The sequence below is a fragment of the Streptomyces sp. NPDC031100 genome, from assembly GCF_055570785.1.
The window spans coordinates 1-24,800 of sequence record NZ_JBVIGN010000005.1 but is presented as its reverse complement, the minus strand read 5'-3'; the positions used below and the strand labels follow the sequence as shown (position 1 = coordinate 24,800).

General features: G+C 71.4%; 18 protein-coding genes. 8 read left to right on the top strand and 10 right to left on the bottom strand.

Translation table 11 applies throughout. The features are described from left to right. Nucleotides 1-21: 21 nt before the first annotated feature. The gene (locus tag ACZ5DS_RS15870; RefSeq protein ID WP_468239289.1) at nt 22-555 is read right to left on the bottom strand and encodes a hypothetical protein; all 534 of its coding nucleotides are present in this window, start codon (nt 553-555) and stop codon (nt 22-24) included. Between the two features lie 420 nt (nt 556-975). Between ACZ5DS_RS15870 and ACZ5DS_RS15865 the strand changes: the two genes are divergently transcribed. The 5 genes from ACZ5DS_RS15865 to ACZ5DS_RS15845 are packed head-to-tail and all read left to right on the top strand — an operon-like array spanning nt 976 to nt 8,895. Beyond that, nucleotides 976-3,810, top strand: a complete 2,835-nt coding sequence (locus ACZ5DS_RS15865; RefSeq protein WP_468239286.1) for a sensor histidine kinase — start codon at nt 976-978, stop codon at nt 3,808-3,810. Next, nucleotides 3,807-4,241: a roadblock/LC7 domain-containing protein gene (locus tag ACZ5DS_RS15860; protein ID WP_393475448.1), complete on the top strand. Its 435-nt coding sequence runs from the start codon at nt 3,807-3,809 to the stop codon at nt 4,239-4,241. The genes ACZ5DS_RS15865 and ACZ5DS_RS15860 overlap by 4 nt, the downstream gene beginning before the upstream one ends. Before the next feature lie 9 nt (nt 4,242-4,250). Continuing rightward, a complete protein-coding gene (locus ACZ5DS_RS15855) occupies nt 4,251-4,646 on the top strand; it encodes a DUF742 domain-containing protein (protein ID WP_468238301.1) in 396 nt (131 codons plus the stop codon). Nucleotides 4,647-4,670: 24 nt separating this feature from the next. Then, on the top strand, nt 4,671-8,309 hold the full coding sequence (locus ACZ5DS_RS15850; RefSeq protein ID WP_468238299.1) for a hydantoinase B/oxoprolinase family protein: 3,639 nt from the start codon (nt 4,671-4,673) through the stop codon (nt 8,307-8,309). Continuing rightward, on the top strand, nt 8,290-8,895 hold the full coding sequence (locus ACZ5DS_RS15845) for a GTP-binding protein (protein ID WP_468238296.1): 606 nt from the start codon (nt 8,290-8,292) through the stop codon (nt 8,893-8,895). The genes ACZ5DS_RS15850 and ACZ5DS_RS15845 overlap by 20 nt, the downstream gene beginning before the upstream one ends. 88 nt (nt 8,896-8,983) lie before the next feature. On the opposite strand, the gene glpK is transcribed toward ACZ5DS_RS15845, so the two are convergent. From glpK to ACZ5DS_RS15820, 5 genes are all read right to left on the bottom strand, one after another. Beyond that, the gene (gene glpK, locus ACZ5DS_RS15840) at nt 8,984-10,504 is read right to left on the bottom strand and encodes a glycerol kinase GlpK (RefSeq protein WP_468238294.1); all 1,521 of its coding nucleotides are present in this window, start codon (nt 10,502-10,504) and stop codon (nt 8,984-8,986) included. A 34-nt stretch (nt 10,505-10,538) separates the two neighbouring features. Next, nucleotides 10,539-11,288, bottom strand: coding sequence for an MIP/aquaporin family protein (locus ACZ5DS_RS15835; protein WP_468238291.1), 750 nt, complete (start codon nt 11,286-11,288; stop codon nt 10,539-10,541). Between the two features lie 363 nt (nt 11,289-11,651). Then, nucleotides 11,652-13,301: an EAL domain-containing protein gene (locus tag ACZ5DS_RS15830; RefSeq protein ID WP_468238289.1), complete on the bottom strand. Its 1,650-nt coding sequence runs from the start codon at nt 13,299-13,301 to the stop codon at nt 11,652-11,654. 133 nt (nt 13,302-13,434) lie between these two features. Beyond that, nucleotides 13,435-14,625, bottom strand: coding sequence for a lipid-transfer protein (locus tag ACZ5DS_RS15825; RefSeq protein WP_468238286.1), 1,191 nt, complete (start codon nt 14,623-14,625; stop codon nt 13,435-13,437). After that, nucleotides 14,622-15,068, bottom strand: coding sequence for a Zn-ribbon domain-containing OB-fold protein (locus ACZ5DS_RS15820; protein ID WP_468238283.1), 447 nt, complete (start codon nt 15,066-15,068; stop codon nt 14,622-14,624). The genes ACZ5DS_RS15825 and ACZ5DS_RS15820 overlap by 4 nt, the downstream gene beginning before the upstream one ends. A 227-nt stretch (nt 15,069-15,295) precedes the next feature. Between ACZ5DS_RS15820 and ACZ5DS_RS15815 the strand changes: the two genes are divergently transcribed. Then, the gene (locus tag ACZ5DS_RS15815; protein WP_468238280.1) at nt 15,296-15,832 is read left to right on the top strand and encodes an NUDIX domain-containing protein; all 537 of its coding nucleotides are present in this window, start codon (nt 15,296-15,298) and stop codon (nt 15,830-15,832) included. 9 nt (nt 15,833-15,841) lie between these two features. Here the strand turns inward: ACZ5DS_RS15815 and ACZ5DS_RS15810 are convergent, their stop codons facing one another. After that, nucleotides 15,842-18,202 carry a glycoside hydrolase family 31 protein gene (locus ACZ5DS_RS15810; protein ID WP_468238278.1) on the bottom strand — a complete coding sequence of 787 codons (2,361 nt, stop codon included), beginning with the start codon at nt 18,200-18,202 and terminating at the stop codon, nt 15,842-15,844. Nucleotides 18,203-18,415: 213 nt separating this feature from the next. Between ACZ5DS_RS15810 and ACZ5DS_RS15805 the strand changes: the two genes are divergently transcribed. Together ACZ5DS_RS15805 and ACZ5DS_RS15800 are read left to right on the top strand one after the other, a co-directional pair. Further along, nucleotides 18,416-20,383, top strand: a complete 1,968-nt coding sequence (locus tag ACZ5DS_RS15805; RefSeq protein ID WP_468238275.1) for an acetoacetate--CoA ligase — start codon at nt 18,416-18,418, stop codon at nt 20,381-20,383. An 828-nt stretch (nt 20,384-21,211) separates the two neighbouring features. Then, on the top strand, nt 21,212-22,105 hold the full coding sequence (locus tag ACZ5DS_RS15800; RefSeq protein WP_468238272.1) for a hypothetical protein: 894 nt from the start codon (nt 21,212-21,214) through the stop codon (nt 22,103-22,105). Between the two features lie 75 nt (nt 22,106-22,180). Here the strand turns inward: ACZ5DS_RS15800 and ptsP are convergent, their stop codons facing one another. The 3 genes from ptsP to ACZ5DS_RS15785 all read right to left on the bottom strand — a co-directional run. Next, nucleotides 22,181-23,851, bottom strand: a complete 1,671-nt coding sequence (gene ptsP, locus ACZ5DS_RS15795) for a phosphoenolpyruvate--protein phosphotransferase (RefSeq protein WP_468238269.1) — start codon at nt 23,849-23,851, stop codon at nt 22,181-22,183. Between the two features lie 78 nt (nt 23,852-23,929). Beyond that, nucleotides 23,930-24,379, bottom strand: a complete 450-nt coding sequence (locus ACZ5DS_RS15790; RefSeq protein ID WP_468238266.1) for a PTS sugar transporter subunit IIA — start codon at nt 24,377-24,379, stop codon at nt 23,930-23,932. Nucleotides 24,380-24,619: 240 nt separating this feature from the next. After that, nucleotides 24,620-24,800, bottom strand: a 181-nt coding sequence (locus ACZ5DS_RS15785; RefSeq protein ID WP_468238264.1) for a hypothetical protein, incomplete at its 5' end; no start/stop codon positions are given.

Below are 24,800 nucleotides of genomic sequence, written 5' to 3'. Positions count from 1 at the left end.
CGGGCCCGGGCCGCCCGGAGGTCAGGAGTGCGAGAGCTGCCCGGCGCCGCCCCGCCGGCGTATCCGCTCCTGCTCCCGCAGGGCGGCCCGCTCCTGGCGCCGGCGGGCACGGCGCTCGCGGCGCAGCGACCGGGCCGTGCTGCTCGGCTCGGAGACCACGCCATGACGCTGGTTCCACACCTGGCGGGTCACCCATACGTCGACCACGGCCCAGGTGGCCACCACCGTGCTGGTCACGCCGCTGATCACCATCGGGAAGGCCAGCCAGGACCCGGCCAGCGTGCACAGGAACGCCACCATGGCCTGGATCAGGGTCACCGCGATGATCAGCACCGCCCGCACCGCCGCCGTACGCACCGGGTCGGGCATCCGGCGTCGGCGCGCCGGCTCCTCCACCCACAACGGCCGGTGATCCGGCTGCCGTTGCCCGCCGCTGGACTCCCAAGCCCACTCATGCACCGGAATGTCGCGATCCGGCGCCTCCTGGCCCCACCGCGCCGCCGAGCGCCCCGCCACGCTCTCCCCGGGCGCCTCGCGCCGCTCCGCCGTGCCCATCACCGTGTCACTCCCCACCGCCAGCAGACCGCTCGCCCCGGCGTCCCACGACCCCGACTCCCCGGTGGCTGCCCGGCTTGCGCTGTTTTACGCCGCCGGGGTGCGGGATGCGGCTCCTGTGGCCGATTCCGCCCCCATTTCCCGTAGAGAAAGACGAACAACGGCCCGCGAAGATTCCCATGTTGCGAAAAATTCCAGCCAACCGCCTGTCCGTACTGCTTCGGCCGGTCGCGCCGCAGAGCCATGGATCGCGGGCGCAATCTCCCGCAATGCCCGGACAACTCGCCATGTCTCGCCCTCGGTGCGGAAGTTCATCCTCCGGACAAGCCTTCGAGTTGGCTGTGGTGCGGTAGTAGGCTCGCGCCGTTTGCTGACGGACATGTGTACCCCCGGCCGGTGGGGGACGAGCTGGGGGAGGCCATGCGCTTTCGCGGGAAGTCGATCCGCCGGAAGATCGTGGCGCTGCTTCTCGTGCCGCTGGTGTCCCTGACCGCCGTCTGGGGCTTCGCCACGGTGCTCACGGGGCGTGAAGTCACCCGGCTCTTCCACGTGTCCGACGTCGTGCAGGACATCGGCTATCCCACTGAGGACACCGTCCGCGTCCTCCAGCAGGAACGCCGTCAGACCCTCGTCTACCTCGCCGACCCGCGGGCGGCCGACGCCCTCGCGGCACTGCACCGCACCCGCACCGCCACCGACCGGGCCGTCGCCGAGATCCGCAGGAACGCCAAGGACCGAGACATCCGCGGCGGCATGGACACGAGCGACACCGAGCGCCTGACCGTCGTCCTGGACGCCTTCGACGACCTCGACTCCCTGCGTCACAGCGTCGAGGAGCGCACGGTCAGCCGCGCTCAGGCCTTCGGCCTCTACAACCGGCTCGTCGACCCCTGCTACACGCTGCTCGCCGGACTCGAGGGCATCGACGACGTCGAGATGGACAAGCAGGCCCGGGCCCTGGTCAACGTCACCCGCGCCCGCGAGCTGCTCTCCCGCGAAGACGCCCTGCTCGGCTCCTCGCTGGTGGTCGGCAGGCTCTCCCACGACGAGGCCCGGGACATCTCCGACCTTATCGCCCAGCGCACCCTCCTGTACGACATCAGCCTGCCGCTGCTGCCCGCCGCGGAACGCGAACGCTACGAACGCTTCTGGAGAAACGCCACCACCGCCCCGCTGCGCGTGGCCGAACAGACCGTCATCGGCAGCGATGCCGGGACCCCGCACGGTGTCACCGCCCAGAGCTGGGACTCCGCCGCGGCGAGCGTCCTCGACGAACTCGGCACCCTGGACGACCAGGCCGGCGACCGCTTCCAGGACCGCATGCGCCCCGTGGCCGTCGGAGTGATCGTGCAGGCGGCCGTCGCGGGCGTCCTCGGCCTGGTCGCGCTCCTGGTCTCCGTCGTCCTGTCCGTGCGCGTCGGCCGCAGCCTCATACGCGACCTGCGGCAACTGCGGCTGGAGGCGCACGAGGCGTCCGGCGTGCGGCTGCCCAGCGTGATGCGCCGCCTCTCCGCCGGTGAACAGGTCGACGTCGAGACCGAGGTGCCACGGCTGGAGTACGACAAGAACGAGATCGGCGAGGTCGGCCAGGCCCTCAACACCCTCCAGCGCGCAGCGGTGGAGGCCGCCGTCAAGCAGGCCGAACTGCGGGCCGGCGTCTCCGAGGTCTTCGTCAACCTCGCCCGCCGCAGCCAGGTCCTCCTGCACAAGCAACTGACCCTGCTCGACACCATGGAGCGCCGGACCGAGGACACCGAGGAACTCGCCGATCTCTTCCGCCTGGACCACCTCACGACCCGTATGCGCCGGCACGCCGAGGGCCTGGTGATCCTTTCGGGCGCCGCCCCGTCGCGGCAGTGGCGCCGCCCCGTGCAGCTCATGGACATCGTCCGCGCCGCCGTCGCCGAGGTCGAGGACTACGAGCGCATCGAGGTCCGGCGCCTGCCACGGGTCGCCGCCACCGGTCCGGCCGTCGCCGACCTCACCCACCTGGTTGCCGAACTCCTCGAGAACGCCACCGTCTTCTCGCCGCCGCACACCGCCGTCCAGGTCCTCGGTGAGCGGGTCGCCAACGGCTTCACCCTGGAGATCCACGACCGCGGACTCGGCATGACGGCCGAGGCACTGCTGGACGCCAACCTGCGGCTCGCCGAGACCCCCGAGTTCGAACTCTCGGACACGGACCGGCTCGGCCTGTTCGTGGTCAGCCGCCTCGCCCAGCGCCAGAACGTGCGGGTCTCCCTGCAGCCGTCCCCCTACGGCGGCACCACCGCCGTCGTGTTCATCCCCGACGCGCTGCTGACCGACGACGTCCCGGACACCAACGGCATCGGCTTCCGCCTCGACCGCGACCGCCTCCCGAAGCAGGCCGAGCAGGCGCCCAGCCTCACCGCCGCCCGGTCGCAGGCGCCGGTGCAGCTGCCCGGCCTGCCGCCCTCCCTGCTGGACGGCCCGGTGGAGCTGGAGGCACCCGTGGACCTGGACGCCATCGACGACTTCCCGGGCGCCCTGACCGACGAGGAGAGCGAGCGCGGCGGCCTGTTCCGCCCCCGCCGCCCGCGCGGCCGCACCGACGATCAAGCCGCCTCCCGGCTGGGCGAGCCCCATGAGCCGGCCTCCCAGCGCGCCGACGACGGCCAACCGGACGACCGCCACGGCGGACCCGTACCCCTGCCACGGCGGCAGACGCCCAAGCTGGTCAGCTCGCACGGCAGGCCCGTCACCGAGCAGCGCTCCCGGCGAGCCGCCTCGGACGAGCAGGCCGACGAGCGGACCACGGTCGGCTCGCGCCACCCCGACACCGGCGACCTGGCCGCCCTGCCCACCCGCCGCCGCGGCGAGACAGCCCGGGGCACCGGACTCGCCGACCTTGTCGACGAGCGCACGGCCGCCCCGGCCAGCGCCGACCAGGCCTCCATGCCCCCGGCGCTGCCCCGGCGGACCCGGCCCCCGCAGGCCGCTTCCGGCGGTGGCCCGGGCGACGGCACCCCGACTGCCGGGGGTGCGGCCACCGAGCCGGGCACCGGTCCACTGCCCCGGCGTGTACGACAGGCCAGCCTCGCCCCGCAGCTCAAGCAGGAGACCGAACGGCGCCCGGAAACCCCGGCGCAACCCGACGAGCGCGACGCCGACGAGGTCCGCAGCCGGATGGCCTCGCTCCAGCAGGGCTGGCAGCGCGGCCGTGAAGAGAACGCCGCGGGCGACGAGTCCCGGAACGGCACAGCACCAGGAACGACTAAGGGGGACGGTCGATGACCGCACCGAAGGCCACCGGCCACACCGAGACGAACAAGGGGGAGCTGAACTGGCTCCTGGACGAGCTCGTCGACCGGGTCGCCAGCATCCGCAAGGCCGTCGTGCTCTCCGGCGACGGTCTGCCCACGGGCGTGTCCAAGGACCTGACCAGGGAGGACAGCGAACACCTGGCCGCGGTCGCGTCCGGCTTCCACAGCCTCGCCAAGGGCGTGGGCCGGCACTTCGACGCGGGCAGCGTCCGCCAGACCGTGGTCGAGCTCGACGACGCCTTCCTGTTCGTCACCGCCGCCGGGGACGGCAGCTGCCTCGCCGTCCTCTCGGACGCCGACTCCGACGTCGGACAGGTCGCCTATGAGATGACCCTGCTGGTCAAGCGGGTCGGCGTGCATCTCGGCGCCGCTCCGCGCACCGATCTGCCCGCAGGCGGGTAGTGGGATGACATGAGCGCAGACGGTCAGGGAAGAAGCCACTGGTTCGACGACGAGGCCGGACCGGTCGTCCGTCCGTACGCCATGACGCGCGGTCGCACCACGAGTCCGGCCCAGCACCGCCTCGATGTGATCGCGGTGGTCGTCACCGAACCGGACGCGGGAGATCCCGATGCGAACCCGACCCTCGCCCCCGAGCACGTGGACATCGTCGGGCTCTGCCGCGCGGCACCGCAGTCGGTCGCGGAACTCGCCGCGGAGCTCAATCTGCCGATCGGGGTGGTGCGCGTCCTCATCGGGGACCTCGTGCACGCGGAACTCGTCCATGTGACGCGTCCGGTGCCCCCGGCAGAGCTGCCCGACGAGAGTATTCTGCGCGACGTGATCAACGGCCTCCGGGCGCTGTGACCGGCGCGGAAGCGGAGTAGTGACGTGACAGGCTGGCAGTTCTGGGTCGACCGAGGCGGCACCTTCACCGACATCGTCGCGCGTCGCCCGGACGGCCGCCTGCTCACGCACAAACTGCTGTCCGACAACCCCGCCCGCTACGCCGACGCGGCCGTCGCCGGCGTACGCGAACTTCTCGGCGGCTCCGAGGAGCCCGTCGACGCCGTCCGCATGGGCACCACGGTCGCCACCAACGCGCTGCTCGAGCGCACGGGCGAGCGCACCCTCCTGGTGATCACCCGCGGCTTCCGCGACGCCCTGCGCATCGCCTACCAGAACCGCCCCAGCATCTTCGCCCGCCGCATCGAACTGCCCGAGCTGCTCTACGAGCGGGTGATCGAGGCCGACGAACGCATCGCCGCCGACGGCACCGTCCTGCGGGCGCCCGACCGGGACGCCCTCGCGAGCCCGATCCGGCAGGCGTACGAGGACGGGATCCGCGCGGTCGCCGTCGTCTGCCTGCACAGCCACCTCCACCCCGCCCACGAACGCGCCATCGGCGACCTCGCCGCCCGCACCGGTTTCCCGCAGATCTCGCTGTCCAGTGAGGTCAGCCCGCTGATGAAGCTCGTCCCCCGGGGGGACACCGCCGTCGTCGACGCCTACCTGTCGCCCGTACTGCACCGCTACGTACAGCACGTCGCCGACGAACTCCGGGACGTGCGGCTGATGTTCATGCAGTCCAACGGCGGACTCACCGAGGCCGGGCAGTTCCGGGGCAAGGACGCCATCCTCTCCGGGCCGGCCGGCGGCATCGTCGGCATGGCCCGCATGTCCGAGCGCGCCGGTTTCGACCGCGTCATCGGATTCGACATGGGTGGCACATCCACGGACGTCTCCCACTTCGCCGGCGAGTACGAGCGCGTCTTCACCACGCAGATCGCGGGCGTCCGGCTGCGCGCCCCCATGCTCGACATCCACACCGTCGCCGCGGGCGGCGGCTCCGTGCTCCACTTCGACGGCTCCCGCTACCGCGTCGGCCCCGACTCGGCAGGGGCCGACCCCGGCCCCGCCTGCTACCGCGCGGGCGGCCCGCTCGCGGTGACCGACGCCAATGTGATGCTCGGCCGCATCCAGCCGGCCCACTTCCCCGCGGTGTTCGGCCCCGGCGGCGACCAGCCCCTGGACGCCGACCTCGTCCGCGACCGCTTCAGCGCCCTCGCGCGCGAGATCCGCGAGCAGACCGGCGACGACCGCACTCCGGAGCAGGTCGCCGAGGGCTACCTGCAGATCGCGGTCGCCAACATCGCCAACGCCGTGAAGCGGATCTCCGTCCAGAAGGGCCACGACGTCACCCGCTACGCCCTCACCACCTTTGGCGGAGCGGGCGGCCAGCATGCGTGCATGGTCGCCGACTCGCTCGGCATCCGCACCGTCCTCGTACCCCCCATGGCCGGTCTCCTCTCCGCGCTCGGCATCGGCCTCGCCGACACCACGGCCATGCGGGAACAGTCCGTCGAGGCGCCCCTGGAGGCCGCCTCGATGCCCGCCATCCACAAGACGGCCGACGGCCTGGAGGGCGCCGCCCGCGCCGAACTCCGCGCCGAGGACGTCCCGGAGGACCGCATCGAGGTCACCCGTCGCGCCCAGCTCCGCTACGACGGCACCGACACCACCCTCACCGTCGAGCTGACCGAGCCCGACACCATGCGGCACACCTTCGAAGAACGTCATCGCGCCACGTACTCCTTCACCCTCGACCGCCCGATCGTCGTCGAAGCCCTCTCCGTCGAAGCCACCGGCATCACCGCACCCCCCGATCTCTCCGCCCTCGCCCCGTACGAGGGCCACCCCGCCGCCCCGGAAACCGTCCGCCTCCACACCGGCGGCGCCTGGCGCGACGCACCCCTCCACCGCCGGGAGGCCCTTCCGCCCGGCGAAACCGTCACCGGACCCGCGGTCATCACGGAGGCCGGCGCGACAACCGTCGTCGACGACGGCTGGCAGGCCACCGCGACCGACGACGGGCATCTGGTCATGGAACGCACGACGATTACGCAGAGTTCCGATCTCGACACGAAAGCCGACCCGGTTCTGCTCGAGGTCTTCAACAACCTCTTCATGTCGATCGCCGAGCAGATGGGCGCCCGGCTGGAGTCCACGGCCCAGTCCGTCAACATCAAGGAACGTCTGGACTTCTCCTGCGCCCTGTTCGACCCGGACGGAAACCTGGTGGCCAACGCGCCCCACATCCCCGTCCACCTGGGATCCATGGGCACCAGCGTCAAAGAGGTCATCCGCCGCCGCGGCACCTCGATGCGTCCCGGTGACACCTACGCCGTCAATGACCCGTACCACGGCGGCACGCACCTGCCCGACGTCACCGTGATCACCCCGGTCTTCGACACCGACTCCGCGACGGACACGGAGAGTGAGCCGAAGATCCTCTTCTACGTCGCCTCCCGCGGTCACCACGCCGAGATCGGCGGCATCGCCCCCGGCTCCATGCCCGCCCACAGCCGCACCATCGAGGAGGAGGGCGTCCTCTTCGACAACTGGCTGCTCGCCGAGAACGGCCGCTTCCGGGAGGAGGAGACCCACCGCCTGCTCACCGAGGCGCCCTACCCCTCCCGCAACGTCCGCACCAACCTCGCCGACCTGCGCGCCCAGATCGCCGCCAACCGCAAGGGCGTCGACGAGGTGCGCCGCATGATCGAGGAATTCGGCCTCGACGTCGTGCAGGCCTACATGCGGCACGTCCAGGACAACGCGGAGGAGGCGGTCCGCCGGGTCATCGACGCCCTGGACGACGGCGAGTACGCCTACGAGACGGACTCGGGCGCCGTCATCCGCGTCCGGGTCCGCGTCGACCGTGCCGAGCGCCGCGCGACCATCGACTTCACCGGCACCTCAGGGCAGCTCGCCACCAACTTCAACGCCCCCTTCTCGGTGGTCAACGCGGCGGTCCTGTACGTCTTCCGCACCCTGGTCGCCGCCGACATCCCGCTCAACGACGGCTGCCTGCGCCCCCTGGACATCGTGGTACCCGCCGGCTCGATGCTCGCCCCCGAGCCGCCCGCCGCCGTCGTCGCGGGCAACGTCGAGACCTCCCAGGCCATCACCGGAGCCCTGTACGCGGCGCTCCGCGTCCAGGCCGAGGGCTCCGGGACGATGAACAACGTCACCTTCGGCAACGAACGCCACCAGTACTACGAGACGGTCGCCTCCGGATCCGGAGCGGGCGAGGACTTCCCCGGCGCCGACGTCGTACAGACGCACATGACCAACTCGCGGCTGACCGACCCCGAAGTGCTGGAGTGGCGGCTGCCCGTCCGGCTGGAGGAGTTCGCCGTCCGGCGGGGAAGCGGCGGAGCCGGACGCCGACGCGGCGGGGACGGCGCCGTGCGCCGCATCCGCTTCCTCGAACCCATGACCGTGTCCACGCTCTCCCAGCACCGCCGCGTGCCGCCGTACGGCATGGCGGGCGGCGAGCCCGGAGCGCTCGGCGCCAACCGGGTGGAGCGGGCCGACGGCACGGCCACCGACCTCGGCGGCAGCGGATCGACGGACGTCGGTCCCGACGACGTACTCGTCATCGAAACCCCCGGTGGCGGCGGCTACGGCCGACCGTCGCCCGACCACCATCAAGCAGGAGAAGACATCCATGATCCTCGGGCGTTCTGAACGCGGCATGCCCCCGGTCGAGCCCGTCACGCTCAAGATCCTGGTGGCCGGCGGCTTCGGCGTGGGCAAGACGACCCTCGTCGGCGCGGTCAGCGAGATCAGGCCGCTGCGCACCGAGGAGTTGCTGACCGAGGCCGGGCGCCCGGTCGACGACACCAGCGGCGTGGAGGGCAAGCACACGACCACCGTGGCCATGGACTTCGGCCGTATCACCCTGCGCGAGGACCTCGTGCTGTACCTGTTCGGAACGCCTGGGCAGGAGCGGTTCTGGTTCATGTGGGACGAGCTGTCCGAGGGCGCCCTCGGCGCCGTGGTCCTCGCCGACACGCGCCGCCTGGAGGACTGCTTCGCCGCCGTCGACTACTTCGAGAGGCGCTCCATACCCTTCCTCGTCGGCGTCAACTGCTTCGAAGGAGCCGCCCGTTACCCCGCCGAGGCCGTCCGCCAGGCCCTCGACCTGGACGCGGACGTGCCCGTCCTGCTGTGCGACGCCCGTGACCGCGAGTCGGTCAAGGAGGTGCTCATCGGAGTCGTCCAGCATGCGATGGAGTACGCGGCCGACCGCCGCCAGGCCGTCACCGGCTGACCGGCGGCACGGCCCGTACCCCCGCCGACAGGGGTACGGGCCGTGGTCCCTGCGCGCAGCCGCACGCGCGCGTGGAGCATGCCGGCTCCTAGGCTTCGTCGTCCTCGAGCCAGCCGAAGCTCTTCTCCACCGCCTTGCGCCAGTTGCGGTACTCGCGGTCGCGTACCGACGCCTCCATGGCCGGTGTCCACTCCGCGTCCTTCTGCCAGTGCGACTTCAGCTCGTCCAGGTCGTTCCAGACGCCTGTCGCCAGGCCGGCCGCGTAGGCGGCGCCCAGGCAGGTGGTCTCGGACACCCGGGGCCGGATCACCGGGACACCGAGCACGTCTGCCTGGTGCTGCATCAGCAGGTTGTTCTTCGTCATGCCGCCGTCGACCTTCAGGGTCGTGATCCGTACCCCGGAGTCCTGGTACATGGCGTCCACGACCTCCCTCGTCTGCCAGCTCGTCGCCTCCAGCACCGCGCGCGCGAGGTGGGCCTTGGTGACGTACCGGGTCAGCCCGGTGACGACGCCGCGCGCGTCGGAGCGCCAGTAGGGAGCGAACAGGCCCGAGAAGGCGGGCACTATGTAGGCGCCGCCGTTGTCCTCGACGCTCGCCGCCAGGGTCTCGATCTCGTCGGCCTTGCGGATGATGCCGAGCTGGTCGCGGAACCACTGGACCAGCGCGCCCGTTATCGCTATGGACCCCTCCAGGCAGTACACCGGCGCCTCACCGCCGATCTTGTAGCCCATCGTCGTCAGCAGCCCGCTCTTGGACGGCACCGGCCGGTCGCCGGTGTTGAGCAGCAGGAAGCTGCCGGTGCCGTAGGTGTTCTTCGCGGTGCCGACGTCGTAGCAGGCCTGCCCGAACACGGCGGCCTGCTGGTCGCCCAGCGCCGAGGCCACGGGCACACCCGCGAGCTGGCCGACGGCGGTGCCGTACACCTCGGCGGACGACCTGATCTCGGGCAGGACGGCCTCGGGCACGTTCATCGCGGAGAGGATGGCGGGATCCCATTGGAGGGTCTCCAGGTTCATCAGCATGGTGCGGCCGGCGTTGGTGACGTCGGTGACGTGCCGGCCGCCGTCCGTGCCACCGGTGAGGTTCCAGATCAGCCAGGAGTCGATGGTGCCGAAGGCGATCTCGCCGCGCTGGGCGCGCTCCCTGAGGCCCGGCACGTTGTCCAGCAGCCAGGCTGCCTTGGGTCCGGAGAAGTAGCTGGCCAGGGGCAGTCCGGTCTGCTCGCGGAAGCGGTCCTGGCCGTCGGTGCCGCCCAGTTCGCTGCACAGGGCAGCAGTACGGGTGTCCTGCCAGACGATCGCGTTGTGCACGGGCTTGCCCGTGGCGCGGTCCCACAGGACCGTGGTCTCCCGCTGGTTCGTGATGCCGAGGGCGCTCAGCTGGTCGGCGCGCAGCCCGGCCTTGGCCAGTGCTCCTGCCACCACGGCCTGGACCTTGGACCAGATCTCGGTGGCGTCGTGCTCCACCCAGCCCGGCTTCGGGAAGATCTGGCGGTGCTCGCGCTGGTCCACGGCGACGATCGCGCCGCCGTGGTCGAAGATGATGCAGCGGCTGGACGTGGTGCCCTGGTCGATGGCGGCGACGTACTTCTCGGCGGTGTCCGTCATGGCTGTCCCTGGGTCGCTGGGTCGGGTCGCTGGGTCAGAAGGCCGCGTTGTAGACGAGGCCGGCGAGTGCCCCGCCGATCAGCGGGCCGACGACGGGGATCCACGCGTAACCCCAGTCGGACGTGCCCTTGTTCGGGATCGGCAGGAAGGTGTGCACGATGCGAGGGCCGAGGTCGCGCGCCGGGTTGATGGCGTATCCGGTGGGCCCGCCGAGGGAGAGCCCGATGCCGACCACCAGCAGGGAGACGATCAGCACCGTGGTGCCGGACTCGCCGAGCCCTCTCGTCAGCCCGAAGGCGAGGATCGGCAGCACGAGTGCGACCGTTGCGATGATCTCGGTGATGAGGTTGGCGACCGGGTTCCGGATCTCCGGGATGGTCGAGAAGATGCCGAGGGTCGCCACCGGTGCGTCGGCGGTGTCCTCGGCCGCGCCCTCCCTGCGGACGTTGGCCTGGAACTGCGCGAGATACACCAGGTAGGCGAGGACGGCGCCCAGCATCGCGCCGACGAGCTGGCCCAGCAGATAGATCCAGACCTTGCCCCACTTGCCGGTGTCCACCGCGATGCCGAGGGTGACGGCGGGATTGAGCTGGCCGCCGGAGAGGGGAGCGGCGGTGTACGCGCCCGCAAGCACGCCGAACCCCCAGCCGAACGCGATGACGACCCATCCGGCGGCGCGTGCCTTGGAGTATCTGAGGGTGACGGCGGCGCAGACACCGGCACCGAACAGGATCAGGATCGCGGTGCCGATGACTTCGCCGACGAATATGTCTCCGTTGCTCATGGCGGCTCCCTTGGCGCCGGCCCGGGCGAGCGCCCCGGCCCTCCGTGCAGGAAACGGTTCCCTTGGCGACTTCAGCCGAAGGCAGGGAGGGCCCCGCGCCCCGCCCGGCGTCCGTGACGAGCGTGCCGTCGCAGCCGGATCGCCCCTGGAAGACGGGCCGTTGAGCAGCACAGGGCCCGCGACGCAGTGCCTGATTACGCCGAGTATGTACGGCGATGTCGACTGACACCCGGAAGTGTTCACCGGCGCTCGGGGACCGTCAAGGTCGCCGACGGCAACGATGACAGCGGTTGCTCCCGGACCCGGCGCCGACGGCTTCCTTCCCGCAGGTGAGGGCTCAACGGCCCGATGTGAAGGGTCCGTTCACCCGAAGGGGCCGGCCGTCGCGTACCCGGCCTGGGCCGGGGCAGCCCCGGAACCGCGTCGGATCTCGTGACCGGGCAGACCCGCGCGCGCGAGCACCCAGCTCGTCCCGTTCAGCGTCTTCGCCGCCTTCTTCAGCGGGGCGAGATGGGCTGCGGCCTGCCGGTGGTCGGACACGCTGCCGGGCATGCACACGACCGTGGCCAGGGACAGCGTGACGGGACGCCCGCCCGCCGACCAGGACGCGTCGAGCACGGCGGCCGCCAGTGGATCGAGCGCTTCCTCCTCGGCCAGCACCAGGAAGTCGTCCCCGCCGATGTGTCCCACGCGCGCGTGCCGTGCGGCCGCCTGCTGCAGCGCCCGTCCCACCGAGCGGATCAGCTCGTCGCCCGTGGCGAACCCGGAACCGTCGTTGACCTGCTTGAAGTGGTCGATGTCCAGCCAGCTGAGCGCGAACGCCCGCCCGTCCGCGATATGCCGGTCCACCTCGCTCGTGATCGCGTCCGAACCGGGCAGCCGGGTCAGCGGATTGAGCCCCGCCGCCTCCTCCACCCGGGTCTCGGCCAGCGCCCGTACGAGGTCCGCGAGACGTACGACGCCCACGCACCGGCCGCGGTGGTCCACGACCGCCACATCGTCCGAGGTCCGGTCGCGACCGCCGATCGCCACCACGTCCAGCACCTCCCAGGCGGTGGCGTCGACGCCGACCGTGCGCGGCCCGTCACCCAGCTTGAAGGCCGGCCGGTCCGCGTACAGGGCGTGTCCGTACCGGCCGGACATCGACAGCAGGAAGCGCGACCGGTGTACCGACCGGACGGGCACCCCGGCCTGGTCCACGAGCAGCACTCCGGAGACGTCCGGCGAGCCCGTCAGCAGTCCCCGTACCTGTCCGGCCGAGGCGGTGACCGGCAGGACGGCGGCGGGCCGCACGAACTCCCGCACCGACGGCCCGGACCGGGGCGCGGCGACGGAACCCTGGGAGCGCGGCGGAACGTATACGTCCGCCGCGGGGATCCGGGCCGGCGGCGCGAACAGCTCGCCCTGGGCGAGCTGGGCACCCGCCGACAGCGCCGCCGCACACTGAAGTTCCGTTTCCACACGTTCCACCGCCACCAGGGCGCCCAGCTGCTCGCACAGTGTCCGCATCGCCCGCACCGCGGCCGGCCGGGACAGCAGGGAGCCGTCGAGCTTGACCAGGTCGGGGGAGAGGTCGGTGAGCAGCCTCAGGGGCACGTCCCCGTCCCCGATGCCGTCCGCGCTGATCCGGAACCCCTGCTCGCGCAGCGAGGCCACTGCCTCCAGCAGCGCCCGCTGCGGCACATGGGTGTAGGGCGGCACGATGTCGAGGGTCACCTCCCAGGGCATCCGCCCCGCCGCGCGCACGGCGTCGTGCAGCGGGGTGAGGCCGCCGAGGTCGGCGAGTGTCGCCGCGAACACGTTGACGTGCAACGGCAGCAGCATCTCCTTGTGCGTCGCCGCCCGGAGTGCCAACACGGCCAGCCTGCCGTCGAGTTCGGGGTCTCGACGGGCCTCGGCCAGGATGTCGCCGGTCTCCGGGCGTGCGAGTATCTCCAGTGCGGCGACCGCGCCCGTCCTCAGGTTGACCACCGGCTGGAAGGCGAAGCGGAGAGTATCCGTCCAGGAGTGCACGGGAGCATGATGTCGCCGCCCGCGCACGCCCAGGCGCAGTTCATAAGACGTTCACGCAGGATTCCGGGGTGGTCACGGAGCGTGGGCAACCCCATGGGTCACGCCTGTCACATGACACCCTGCCGGGCTGTGCTCACCGCACCACGACCACCGAGGATCCGTGCCCGAACAGTCCCTGGTTGGCCGTGATCCCCGCGCGCGCACCGGCCACCTGCCGGTCGCCCGCGGCCTGTCTCAGCTGCCAGGTCAGTTCGCAGACCTGGGCGATGGCCTGGGCCGGTACCGCCTCACCGAAGGAGGCGAGTCCGCCACTGGTGTTGACGGGTATCCGCCCGCCCGGAGCCGTGGCGCCCTCCCGCAGGAGTTTCGCGCCCTCGCCCTCACCGCACAGTCCCAGATCTTCGTACCACTGCAGTTCCAGCGCGGTCGACAGGTCGTACACCTCCGCCAGGGAGAGGTCCTCGGGGCCGATGCCCGCCTCCTCGTAGGCGGTTCGGGCGATGGACGCACGGAAGGTCTCGTCCGCGGGCGTCACCGCGACGGCGGAGTCCGTGGCGATGTCCGGCAGATCCAGCACCGTGCTCGGATACCGCGGGGTCACCGTCGACACCGCCCGGATCCGCACCGGCCGAGCCGAACCGTGACGGTGCGCGAAGTCAAGGCTGCACAGCACCAGTGCGGCCCCGCCGTCGGAGGTTGCGCAGATGTCGAGCAGCCGCAGCGGATCGGCGACCACCGCGGACGCGGCGACCTCCTCGGCGGTGACCCGCTTGCGGTAGCGCGCGTACGGGTTGAGCGCACCCAGGGCGGCGTTCTTCACCTTGACCTGCGCGAAGTCCTCCGGGGTATCGCCGTGCAGCGCCATCCGCCGGCGCGCGTACAGCCCGAAGTACGCCGGGTTCGTCGCGCCCAGCAGGCGGAAACGCAGCCAGTCCGGATCGTCGGGGCGGTCCCCGCCGGCGGGCCGGAAGAACCCCTTGGGCGCGGCGTCCGCCCCCACCACGAGCACGACGTCCGCGAGCCCGGCGAGGATCTGCGCCCTCGCCGTCGCGATCGCCTGCGCACCGGAAGCACACGCCGCGTACACGCTCGCGACCCGGGCTCCCTGCCAGCCGAGGGCCTTGGCGAACGTCGCCCCCGCCACGTACCCCGGATATCCGCCACGCACCGTGTCCGCGCCCACGACCGAGCCGACGTCCGGCCAGTCGAGGCCGGCGTCCGCGAGTGCCGCGCGGGCCGCCGCCGTCCCGTACTCGACGAAGCTGCGCCCCCACTTGCCCCAGGGGTGCATGCCCACGCCCAGCACCGCCACGTCCGCCGTCATGCCGTCACCCCCGTCGGTCGCCACTGCCAGGTCGTCCAGGTCGTCTCCGCGTCCTCGTGGAGCACTCCGGGGACGACCTCCACCTCCATGCCCACCGTCAGATCGGCGACGGCGACCCCGGGAACCGCCTGTCCCAGCACCACGATCCGCTCGGACTCCAGCTCCACTGCGATCAACGCGTACGGCTGCCACGGAAGTTCCGGATCGCTCACATAGGGTGACGGAGGGCGGTATCGGGCGTCGGTGTAGGACCAGATCCGTCCTGTTCGTGACAGCGGGACCTCCGCCAGTTCGCCGCCCGCACAGTGCGGATTGCGGCAGTGGACGTCCTCGCGCGGGAAGAACACCGACGCACAGGACGTGCAACGGGTGCCCAGGAGCCGGAATGCGTCCCCCTCGCCGGTGGACCAGCCGGAGACCGCAGGTGTGCGTGTGCGCGTCAACGTTCCTCCCGGGCAGGTGATCTGACGATGCGTCAGAAGTGTGCCATGCGCGCCCGGAAATGGGCAGGCGTCCCGGTGAACCGGACGGCCCCTTCCTGCGTCGTGGTATCGGGAAGGGTGGCCGGGGCCGACGGGGGTGGTCCCGGCCACCCCTCTGGTCACCCTTGTCACCTCCCTGCACACCGCTGCCGGAACACGTCCTTCCTCTGATCGGATACAGTCCGCGCGTGTCCGAAATTCAGCACCCAACTGCCAACTCCGCGCCGGACTCACACTGTTCGAGCTGCGGAGCGCCCTACGGAGAGGGCGTCTCCGGCTGGCCGCGCACCTGCCCGTCCTGCGGGGCCGTCGCCTACCGCAACCCGCTCCCGGTCGCGATCGCGCTCCAGCCCGTGTACGACACCAAGGGCACGGCCCTGGTCGTCGTCACCCGAACCATCGCCCCCGCGCGCGGAGGCATTGCACTGCCCGGCGGCTACATCGACGACCGGGAGGACTGGAAGCACGCCGTCGTACGCGAACTCAAGGAGGAGACGGGCATCGACGCGGCCGCCCGCGACGTGCGCCTCGTCGATGCCATGAGCTCGCCCGACGGCCATCTGCTGCTGTTCGGACTCCTCCCGGAACGCCCCGCCGAAGGACTGCCGCCCTCCGGCACCACGGACGAGACCGACGGCTGGCACCTGCTGCGCAGGCCCGAGGAACTCGCCTTCCCGCTGCACACCGTGGCCGTACGGGCGTGGTTCGAGGGCCGCTACGTCTGAGCCGGCCGCTCAGCCCAGTCCCCGTACGCGCACCGGGTAGGACGGCTCACCGGCGCCGTCCTCCCGCTCCCGGGTGACGACCACCCGGCGGCCCTCCCAGCGGGCGGCGTAGCGCTCGATCTCCGGCTCGTCCCACCCGTCGCCCGCGTCCGGCACGACCAGCCCGCCCCCGGTCCGTCCCCGGGAGGGCGCCCACACCTCCAGCTCCAGCCCGCCGTCCTCGCCGCGCACGGGAACGATCGCACCCGCGCGCGCGAGCACCGGAATCCGCGACATCGGCGCGTCGACGAGAACCTGCGCCGGACCCTCGTACGCCACCTCCGTCACCGTGTCGTACCAGCGGCCCCGCGGCAGCTGCACCGCACGCCGGCCCGCCCCCGGGCTCATAACGGGCGCCACCAGGAGGGAGTCGCCCAACAGGAACGCGTCCTCGCAGTCGCGCAGTACACGGTCCTCCGGCGCCCCCCACCACAACGGCCTCACATAGGGCGCGCCGGTGCGTCGGGCGAGGTGGGCCAGCGTCATGAAGTACGGCAGCAGACGGCGGCGTTCGAGCAGCGCCACGCGCGCGTGCTCCAGCACCTCGGAACCGAACTCCCAGGGTTCACGTCGCCCCGCCCGCATGCTCGCGTGTGTACGGAACAGCGGCAGGTACGCACCCAGCTGGAACCACCGCAGATACAGCTCCGGCGACGGAGACCCGTCGTACCCACCGATGTCCGGTCCCGAATACGGAACCCCGCACAGGCCGAGCCCCAGCACCAGCGACAGGGAGGCCCGCAGCCCCGGCCAGCCCGTCGCCACGTCTCCGGACCAGCTGCCCCCGTAGCGGTGCAGGCCCGCCCAGCCGGAGCGTGAGAACAGGAACGGCCGATCCTGCGGTGACAGTTCGCGCAGCCCCTCGTAGGCCGCTCTGGCCATGCAGAGCGCGTACACGTTGTGCGCCTCGCGGTGGTCGCCGCCACGCTCCTCCAGGGCGTGCCGGGCCGAACGCGGCAGCGTCGGCTCACCGAAGGCGTTGAACGACGTCGGCTCGTTCATGTCGTGCCAGAACCCCGCGAATCCCTGCCCCAGCCGCTCCTCGTAGAGCCCGCCCCACCACTTGCGCACGCGCGCGTGCGTGAAGTCCGGGAAGACCGACTCGCCCGCCCACACCTCGCCCCGCACCGTCCGCCCCGAGGCGTCCCGCACGAACGCATCCAAGGCCGAGCCACTGTCGTACACGGCGTTGCCCGGCGAGGCCTTCACCGCCGGGTCGACGATCGACACCAGCCGGATCCCGTCCCGGCGCAGCTCCTCGGCAAGCGCCGGCAGCTTCGGGAAGCGCTCCGGGTCGACGGTGAACACCTGGTGGTCCGCATAGTGGTCGATGTCCAGGTGGACGGCCTCCAGCGGCAGACCGCGCTCCTGGTAGCCCGCGACGATCCGGCGCACCTCCTGCTCGCTGCCGAAGCCCCACCGCGCGTGATGATGGCCGAGGGCCCACGCCGGGGGGAGTGCCGGTGCCCCCGTCAGTGAGGCCCAGGTGTGCAGTACGCGCGCGGGGGTGCCCACGATCACCCAGCAGCGCAGCGGGCCGCCGTCCATGCGCAGCTCACAGCGTCCCGTACGGTCGTGCCCGGACCCCGCGCCCTCCTCGCCCTCCCGCAGGGTCACCGTGCCGTCCCACGACGTGTCGTGGAACAGCAGATGCGCCGCGGCGTCCGCCACCACCAGCTGCACCGGCATGGTCAGGTACAGCGGATCGTCCCCGGGGCCGAACGCCCGGCCCGGGTCGGTGTTCCACAGCCGGTACGTGCCGTCCCGCAGCCGCGGGCCGGACGCCCGCCCGCCCAGGCCGAAGAACCGGGCGTCCGCCGCCACCTCGGACCGCTGCATCCACCGCGCCGTGCCCCCGTCGACCGGCTCCCACCAGCGCGGCGGCAGATCCCGCCGCAGCATCACACCGCCGGGCGTGCACACCTCCAGCGCGCCGTGGCGGGAGACGACGACCGTCACCCGCTCGGCCACCACCCGCCAGCCGCCGTCCTTGTCCGGCTCCAGCACCGCCCGCGGGTCAGGCTCGGGACAGCCTCCGCCGAGCGCGTACGACGGTTCCGGACCCGCTCCGTCCCAGCCCCAGAAGACGGCCCCGTTGACCGCGACGGTGATCCGCAGCTCGGACCGGCTGAACCGGATCACACCGCCCCCCGGGCCCGGCTCCACGCCCTGCACCTGCCCCGGAACCCGCGCGCGCTCGGCACCACGTGCCGGCAGCCCAGCGGCGTCGATACGCCTCCTGCGCCATGCGGCCCGCACGGTGCGCAACCCCTGAGCCGCCCTCCCCGAACCGACCACACTCACCGAACGCACCAGGTCACGACCGTCCATGCTGCTCACCCTGCCACTCACCGCCCCCCACACGCGCGTCGTTCAACTTCCGTTCACCCGTGGCTGGACCACATCTTCACGGCACGGACTATGTGGGGCGCACCCTGGTGTAGAAGTCGATCACATGGCATCGTCCCTGTCAGCCGTGTCACGCGCACACCCCGCCCGTGCGCGGACCGACGCACACGACGCGCACAGCCCGGGAGCCGCCCCATGTCGACAGCGAACCCTCAGCCGCTCTGGCAGCCTGATCCCGAGCGGATCACCCAGGCACGCATCACCCGGTTCCAGGCATGGGCCGCCGAGCGCCACGGCGCCCCTGCCGAGGGAGGCTACCCGGCCCTCCACCGGTGGTCCGTGGAGCAGCTGGACACCTTCTGGAAAGCCGTCACGGAGTGGTTCGACGTACGGTTCTCGACCCCGTACGCGCGCGTGCTGGGCGACCGCTCCATGCCGGGCGCCCAGTGGTTCCCCGGAGCCACCCTGAACTACGCCGAGCACGCCCTGCGCGCCGCCGCCGACCGTGCCGACGAACCCGCCCTCCTGTACGTCGACGAGACCCATGAACCGCGCCCGGTGACCTGGTCCGAGCTGCGCCGCCAGGTGGGCGCCCTCGCCGCCGAACTCCGCGCCCTCGGCGTACGCCCCGGCGACCGCGTCAGCGGCTACCTCCCGAACATCCCCCAGGCGGTCGTCGCGCTCCTCGCCACGGCCGCAGTGGGTGCCGTGTGGACCTCCTGTGCCCCCGACTTCGGCGCCCGCAGCGTCCTCGACCGCTTCCAGCAAGTCGAACCGGTCGTCCTGTTCACCGTCGACGGCTACCGCTACGGCGGCAAGGAACACGACCGCCGAGAGATCGTCGCCGAGCTGCGCCGCGAGCTGCCCTCCCTGCGCGCCGTCGTCCACATCCCGCTCCTCGGCACCGAGGCACCAGAAGGCGCCCTGGAGTGGTCGGCGCTGACGGCGGCCGACACCGAGCCCGTCTTCGAGCAGGTCCCGTTCGACCACCCGCTGTGGGTGCTGTACTCCTCCGGCACGACCGGCCTGCCCAAGGCCATCGTCCAGTCCCAGGGCGGCATCCTCGTCGAGCACCTCAAACAGCTCGGCCTGCACTGCGACCTCGGCCCCCAGGATCGTTTCTTCTGGTACACCTCGACCGGCTGGATGATGTGGAACTTCCTAGTCTCCGGCCTGCTCACGGGCACGACGATCGTCCTCTACGACGGCAGCCCCGGATACCCCGACACAGGCGCCCAGTGGCGGGTCGCCGACCGCACGGGAGCCACCCTCTACGGCACCTCGGCCGCCTACGTCATGGCCTGCCGCAAGGCGGGCGTGCACCCCGCCCGCGACTTCGACCTCTCCCGCGTGCAATGCGTCGCCACCACCGGCTCCCCGCTGCCGCCCGACGGCTTCCGCTGGCTGCACGACGAGGTTCGCGAGGACCTGTGGATCGCCTCCGTCAGCGGTGGCACGGACGTCTGCTCCTGCTTCGCAGGAGCCGTACCGACCCTGCCGGTGTACACCGGCGAACTCCAGGCGCCCGGCCTCGGCACCGACCTGCAGTCCTGGGACCCGAGCGGCAAGCCCCTCGTCGACGAGGTGGGCGAGCTGGTCGTCACCAAGCCCATGCCCTCCATGCCGATCCACTTCTGGAACGACCCCGACGGCAGCCGCTACCACGACAGCTACTTCGACACCTACCCGGGCGTCTGGCGGCACGGCGACTGGATCACCCTCACCTCACGCGGCTCCGTGATCATCCACGGCCGCTCCGACTCCACTCTCAACCGGCAGGGCGTGCGCATGGGCTCGGCCGACATCTACGAGGTGGTCGAACGGTTGCCTGAGATCAAGGAGTCCCTCGTCATCGGCGTCGAGCAGCCCGACGGGGGCTACTGGATGCCGCTGTTCGTGCACCTGGCCCCCGGCGCCACCCTGGACGAGTCACTCCTGAACCGCATCAAGCAGACCATCCGCGAACAGCTCTCGCCGCGCCATGTGCCCGACGAGATCATCGAGGTCCCGGGCATCCCGCACACGCTCACCGGCAAGCGCATCGAGGTCCCGGTCAAGCGCCTTCTCCAGGGCACACCCCTGGAGAAGGCCGTCAACCCCGGGTCCATCGACAACCTCACCCTGCTGGGCTTCTACGAGGAACTGGCCCGCAAGCGCGCCTGACCCACACGCCTCACCCTCCATAGGTGGCCTCGGACTCGCCGAGAACGGTGGCGAAGTCCGAGGCCAGCCGAGCGGCATCGACCGGCTCCAGATCGGCAGCCACCGGCCCCCGGGTGCGGACGCCAGCCGGAACCTCGCCCCGGCCGCCACCCACCAGGCGTGCGACCGCAGCCCGTTCACCACCGCTGACTCGTCCTGCACGGGCACGCACAGGTTCATCCCGCCGCCTGTCAGATCGGTCCCCAGGAACTTACTCAGGGTCCGAACATGCGCACCGCCCGCAGTTCCTTATAGGCCGTGGCGACCGTGCCCGGACTCACCCCCCCAGCTCGTCCGCGAGCCGCCGCACGGGCGGCAGCACGGCTCCCGGCGCCGTTCGACGGATGCGGCCCCGCGCCGCCCTCGCCCTGCTCGCCACCGACCACTACCCCTGCCGCTCGCCTTCTCGGCCGCCGGCAGCATTGGCAACCGCGCCTCGAGTGTCCTCACCAAGCTCTACGCCACCCGCATCGCGGGCCCCGATCGCGTCCGCTACCAGGCGGTCAACCGGACCGGCCCCGGCGCCGGCTGGACCCTCGCCGGCGACGGCCTCTCGTTCGTCGACGACATCCTCCTCAAGACTGGCCTCGTCTGCCCAACGCGATCGGCCCACTCGCCGTCACCGCGGCCATCGCCACCGGCCCCTCCGCGGGACCGCCTTCGGCGCCATCATCGCCGTGACCTGCGCAATTCAGCACCGTCTGGTCCGCGGCCGCCTCCAGCGCAGCCCGTTGTCAGTGCCGACGGTTACTGTGAGTGAGCATTGATCGACCGTGCATTGGGGGAAACATGGCGCACACCGACCACCAGACCCTGCGACGCGTCCTGCGCCGCGAAATCGCCGGCACCATCGGCGTGCTCACCGACGACCACGACTTCCGCGCCATGCGGCGCTACCGCAGCTTCGCCTTCGACGACCACACCACCTACCTCCAGCAGATGGAAGCCCTCCTCAGGAGCCGTGCGGCAGAGGGCAGCCACACCACACTGGCCCTCTTCGACCCGGAGGAATACGCCGAATACTGCGCGGACACCGGCCTCGACCCGGAAGCCCCGGCCAGCCGCACCCGGTTCACCGCGGAACTCGCGGCCACCGGCCCCACCATCCCCTACGACGGCCGCCCCCTCGCCACCCTCCTGCCCGCCCTTGTCGACGAGGCCGTACGACAGGCCACGTGGGAGTACGCCACCACCCTCCTGACCCGCCTCGGCCCCTGCCCCACCTGCGGCGAGGACATCGGGCGTGCCGCCTTCACCCGCGCCTCCGCCCTCCTTGTCCGCATCCTCGACACCGCCCCGCCCGGCGACCGGCACCTCGTCTGCAGCGTCTCCGGACCGCCGGAAACCCTCATCTCCGTCCTGCACGCCGACGTGGACACCGAAGGCACCACGGAACTCGACGAGGCCGAAGCCCTCGAATTCACCAGCGTCCTCGCCCTCGGCCTCGCCACCAACAGCCCCGGCGGACTCGTCATCCGTATCAGCGCCCGCGACACGGCCGACCGCGTCTACGGCTGGCGGCTCCGCGCCGGCGGCCTCGAACCACTCACCGCCTCCGAAGTCTTCGACGCCTACTGCACCGACGTCGAATCCGGCGACCTCATCGCTCCCGAGTCGGGCGTCGACTACTGCACACCACCTGACCTCGGAGAGGACAGCACGCCACAGGAACACCACCACTGAACGCGCCAGGGGCGCCCCACCCGAAGGCGGGACGCCCCTGAACCCGACACCCGACGCCGCCCGTCGACTGGTCGACTACTCGCCGGACAGCACCGCCTGAGCCGCGCTGCGCGCCTCCTCGGCACTGTCCGTCGCACGCGCGGCCGCGGCGGCCCGCTCGCACTGAGCCAGCGTGTACTTGGCCAGCGTCGCACGGACATAGGGAATCGACGCCGCACCCATGGACAGGGAGGTGACACCCAGACCCGTCAGCACACAGGCCAGCAGCGGGTCCGACGCGGCCTCACCGCAGACACCGCAGCTCTTGCCCTCGGCCTTGGCCGCCTCGGCGGACAGCGCCACCAGGTCGAGCAGCGCGGGCTGCCACGGGTCCTGGAGCCGCGACACCGCACCCACCTGCCGGTCCGCCGCGAACGTGTACTGCGCGAGGTCGTTGGTCCCCAGCGACAGGAACTCGACCTCCTGCAGGATCGAACGGGCCCGCAGCGCGGCCGACGGGATCTCCACCATCGCACCGAACTTGGCCTGCATGTCCGCCGCACGGCAGGCGTCCGCGAACGCCTTGGCATCCGCGCGGTCCGCCACCATGGGTGCCATCACCTCGAGGTACACGGGCAGACCCTCCGCGGCCTTCGCCAGGGCGGTCAGCTGCGTGCGCAGGATCTCGGGGTGGTCCAGCAGCGTCCGCAGGCCCCGCACACCCAGCGCGGGGTTCGGCTCGTCCGCCGGCGTCAGGAAGTCCAGCGGCTTGTCGGCACCCGCGTCCAGCACACGCACGACCACACGGCCCTCGGGGAACGCCTCCAGCACCTGCCGGTAGGCCTCCACCTGCTTCTGCTCGGACGGCGCGTTCTTGCTGTCGTCCAGGAAGAGGAACTCGGTACGGAACAGACCCACACCCTCTGCACCGGCCTCCACGGCCGCCGGCACGTCCGCCGGCCCGCCGACGTTGGCCAGCAGCGGCATCTTGTGTCCGTCGGCCGTGGCACCCGGGCCTGTCGACGCGGCCAGCGCCGCCTTCCGCTCAGCGGCCGCGGCCTGCAGCTGTGCCTTCTTCTCCTCGCTCGGGTTCACGAAGATCTCGCCGGTGCTGCCGTCGACGGCGATCAGCGTGCCCTCGGCCAGTTCACCCGCACCCGGCAGCGCCACCACGGCCGGAACCCCGAGCGCCCGCGCCAGGATCGCGCTGTGGCTGGTCGGCCCGCCCTCCTCGGTCACGAAACCGAGCACCAGCGTCGGGTCGAGCAGCGCCGTGTCGGCGGGAGCCAGATCGCGCGCCACGAGGACGTAGGGCTCGTCACTGTCCGGGACGCCCGGCATGGGGACGCCCAGCAGCCGGGCGACGATGCGATTCCGCACGTCATCCAGGTCGGCCACCCGCCCGGCCAGGTACTCCCCGGCAGCGGCCAGCAGCTCGCGGTACGCCGCGAACGCGTCGTACACCGCACGCTCAGCCGTGCTGCCGACGGCGATCCGCCGGTCCACGTCCGCCATCAGCTCGGGATCCTGCGCCATCATGGCCTGCGCCTCGAGGACGGCCTGGGCTTCGCCCCCCGCCAGGTTGCCGCGCGCCATCAGGTCGGCGGCCACAGCGTCCACGGCCTGGCGCGCCCGCCCCTGCTCCCGCTCCGCCTCCTCCGCCGGAATCTGCTTGGCCGGCGGCTCCAGCACGGCCGTTCCCATGTGCCGAACCTCGCCGATCGCCACACCGTGGCTCACGCCGACGCCTCGCAGCGTTGTCTCCATCTCACCCGTCTCCGATAGTGCGGCGGGTCCCGCCGCCGCGGTGGTTGTCCTGTACGCCGCTTTACGACGGCACTGCGATCAGTTCCAGGAGAAGAGGCTGTCGCCGGCCTTCACGTCGCCGTTGTCGCGGAGGTCGGAGAGGGACTCGGCCGTGGCCTCGAGCGCCACGACGGGGCAGATCGGCGACTTGCCGGAGGCCTCCACCGCGGTGGGGTCCCAGCGCACGATGCTCTGACCACGCGTGACGGTGTCGCCCTTGTTGACGAGCAGCTCGAAGCCCTCGCCGTTGAGCTGCACGGTGTCGATACCGAGATGGGTGAGCACGCCGTGCCCGTTCTCGTCTACTACGACGAAGGCATGCGGGTGCAGGGAAACGATGACTCCGTCCACGGGCGCGACGGCCTCGGAGGGCTCACGCACGGGGTCGATCGCTGTGCCCGGGCCGACCATGGCCCCGGAGAAGACCGGATCCGGCACGGCGGCCAGTCCGATGGCACGTCCGGCAAGAGGGGACGTCACGGTGGTCATGGGAAGCCTCCCAAGGAGTGAAGCTGCGTACGGGCCGTCACTGCCTGTCCCGGACGGCACTGAGCAGCAGCGTATGTCATATGAAGTAGCCGTTCCGTTTGGAAGCTACCAGGTAGTGGTCTAGACCACCAGCCCCGGCCGATTTGCACGCGCTTCAAGGCCCCGTGTACAGTCGTACTCCTGCTGAAGGGGAGCGACGCGAAAGCGTCTCCGCTAAGCAGCACCCAAACTCGTCAGGTCCTATCTCGGGATCAACTTCTGCATGCCTGCAGGAGAGTGGTCAGAGAAACGGAAAAACCCTGATAGAGTTTGAAACACCGAAGGGAAGCCCGGAGGAAAGCCCGAGAGGGTGAGTACAAAGGAAGCGACCGTTCCTTGAGAACTCAACAGCGTGCCAAAAATCAACGCCAGATATGTTGAT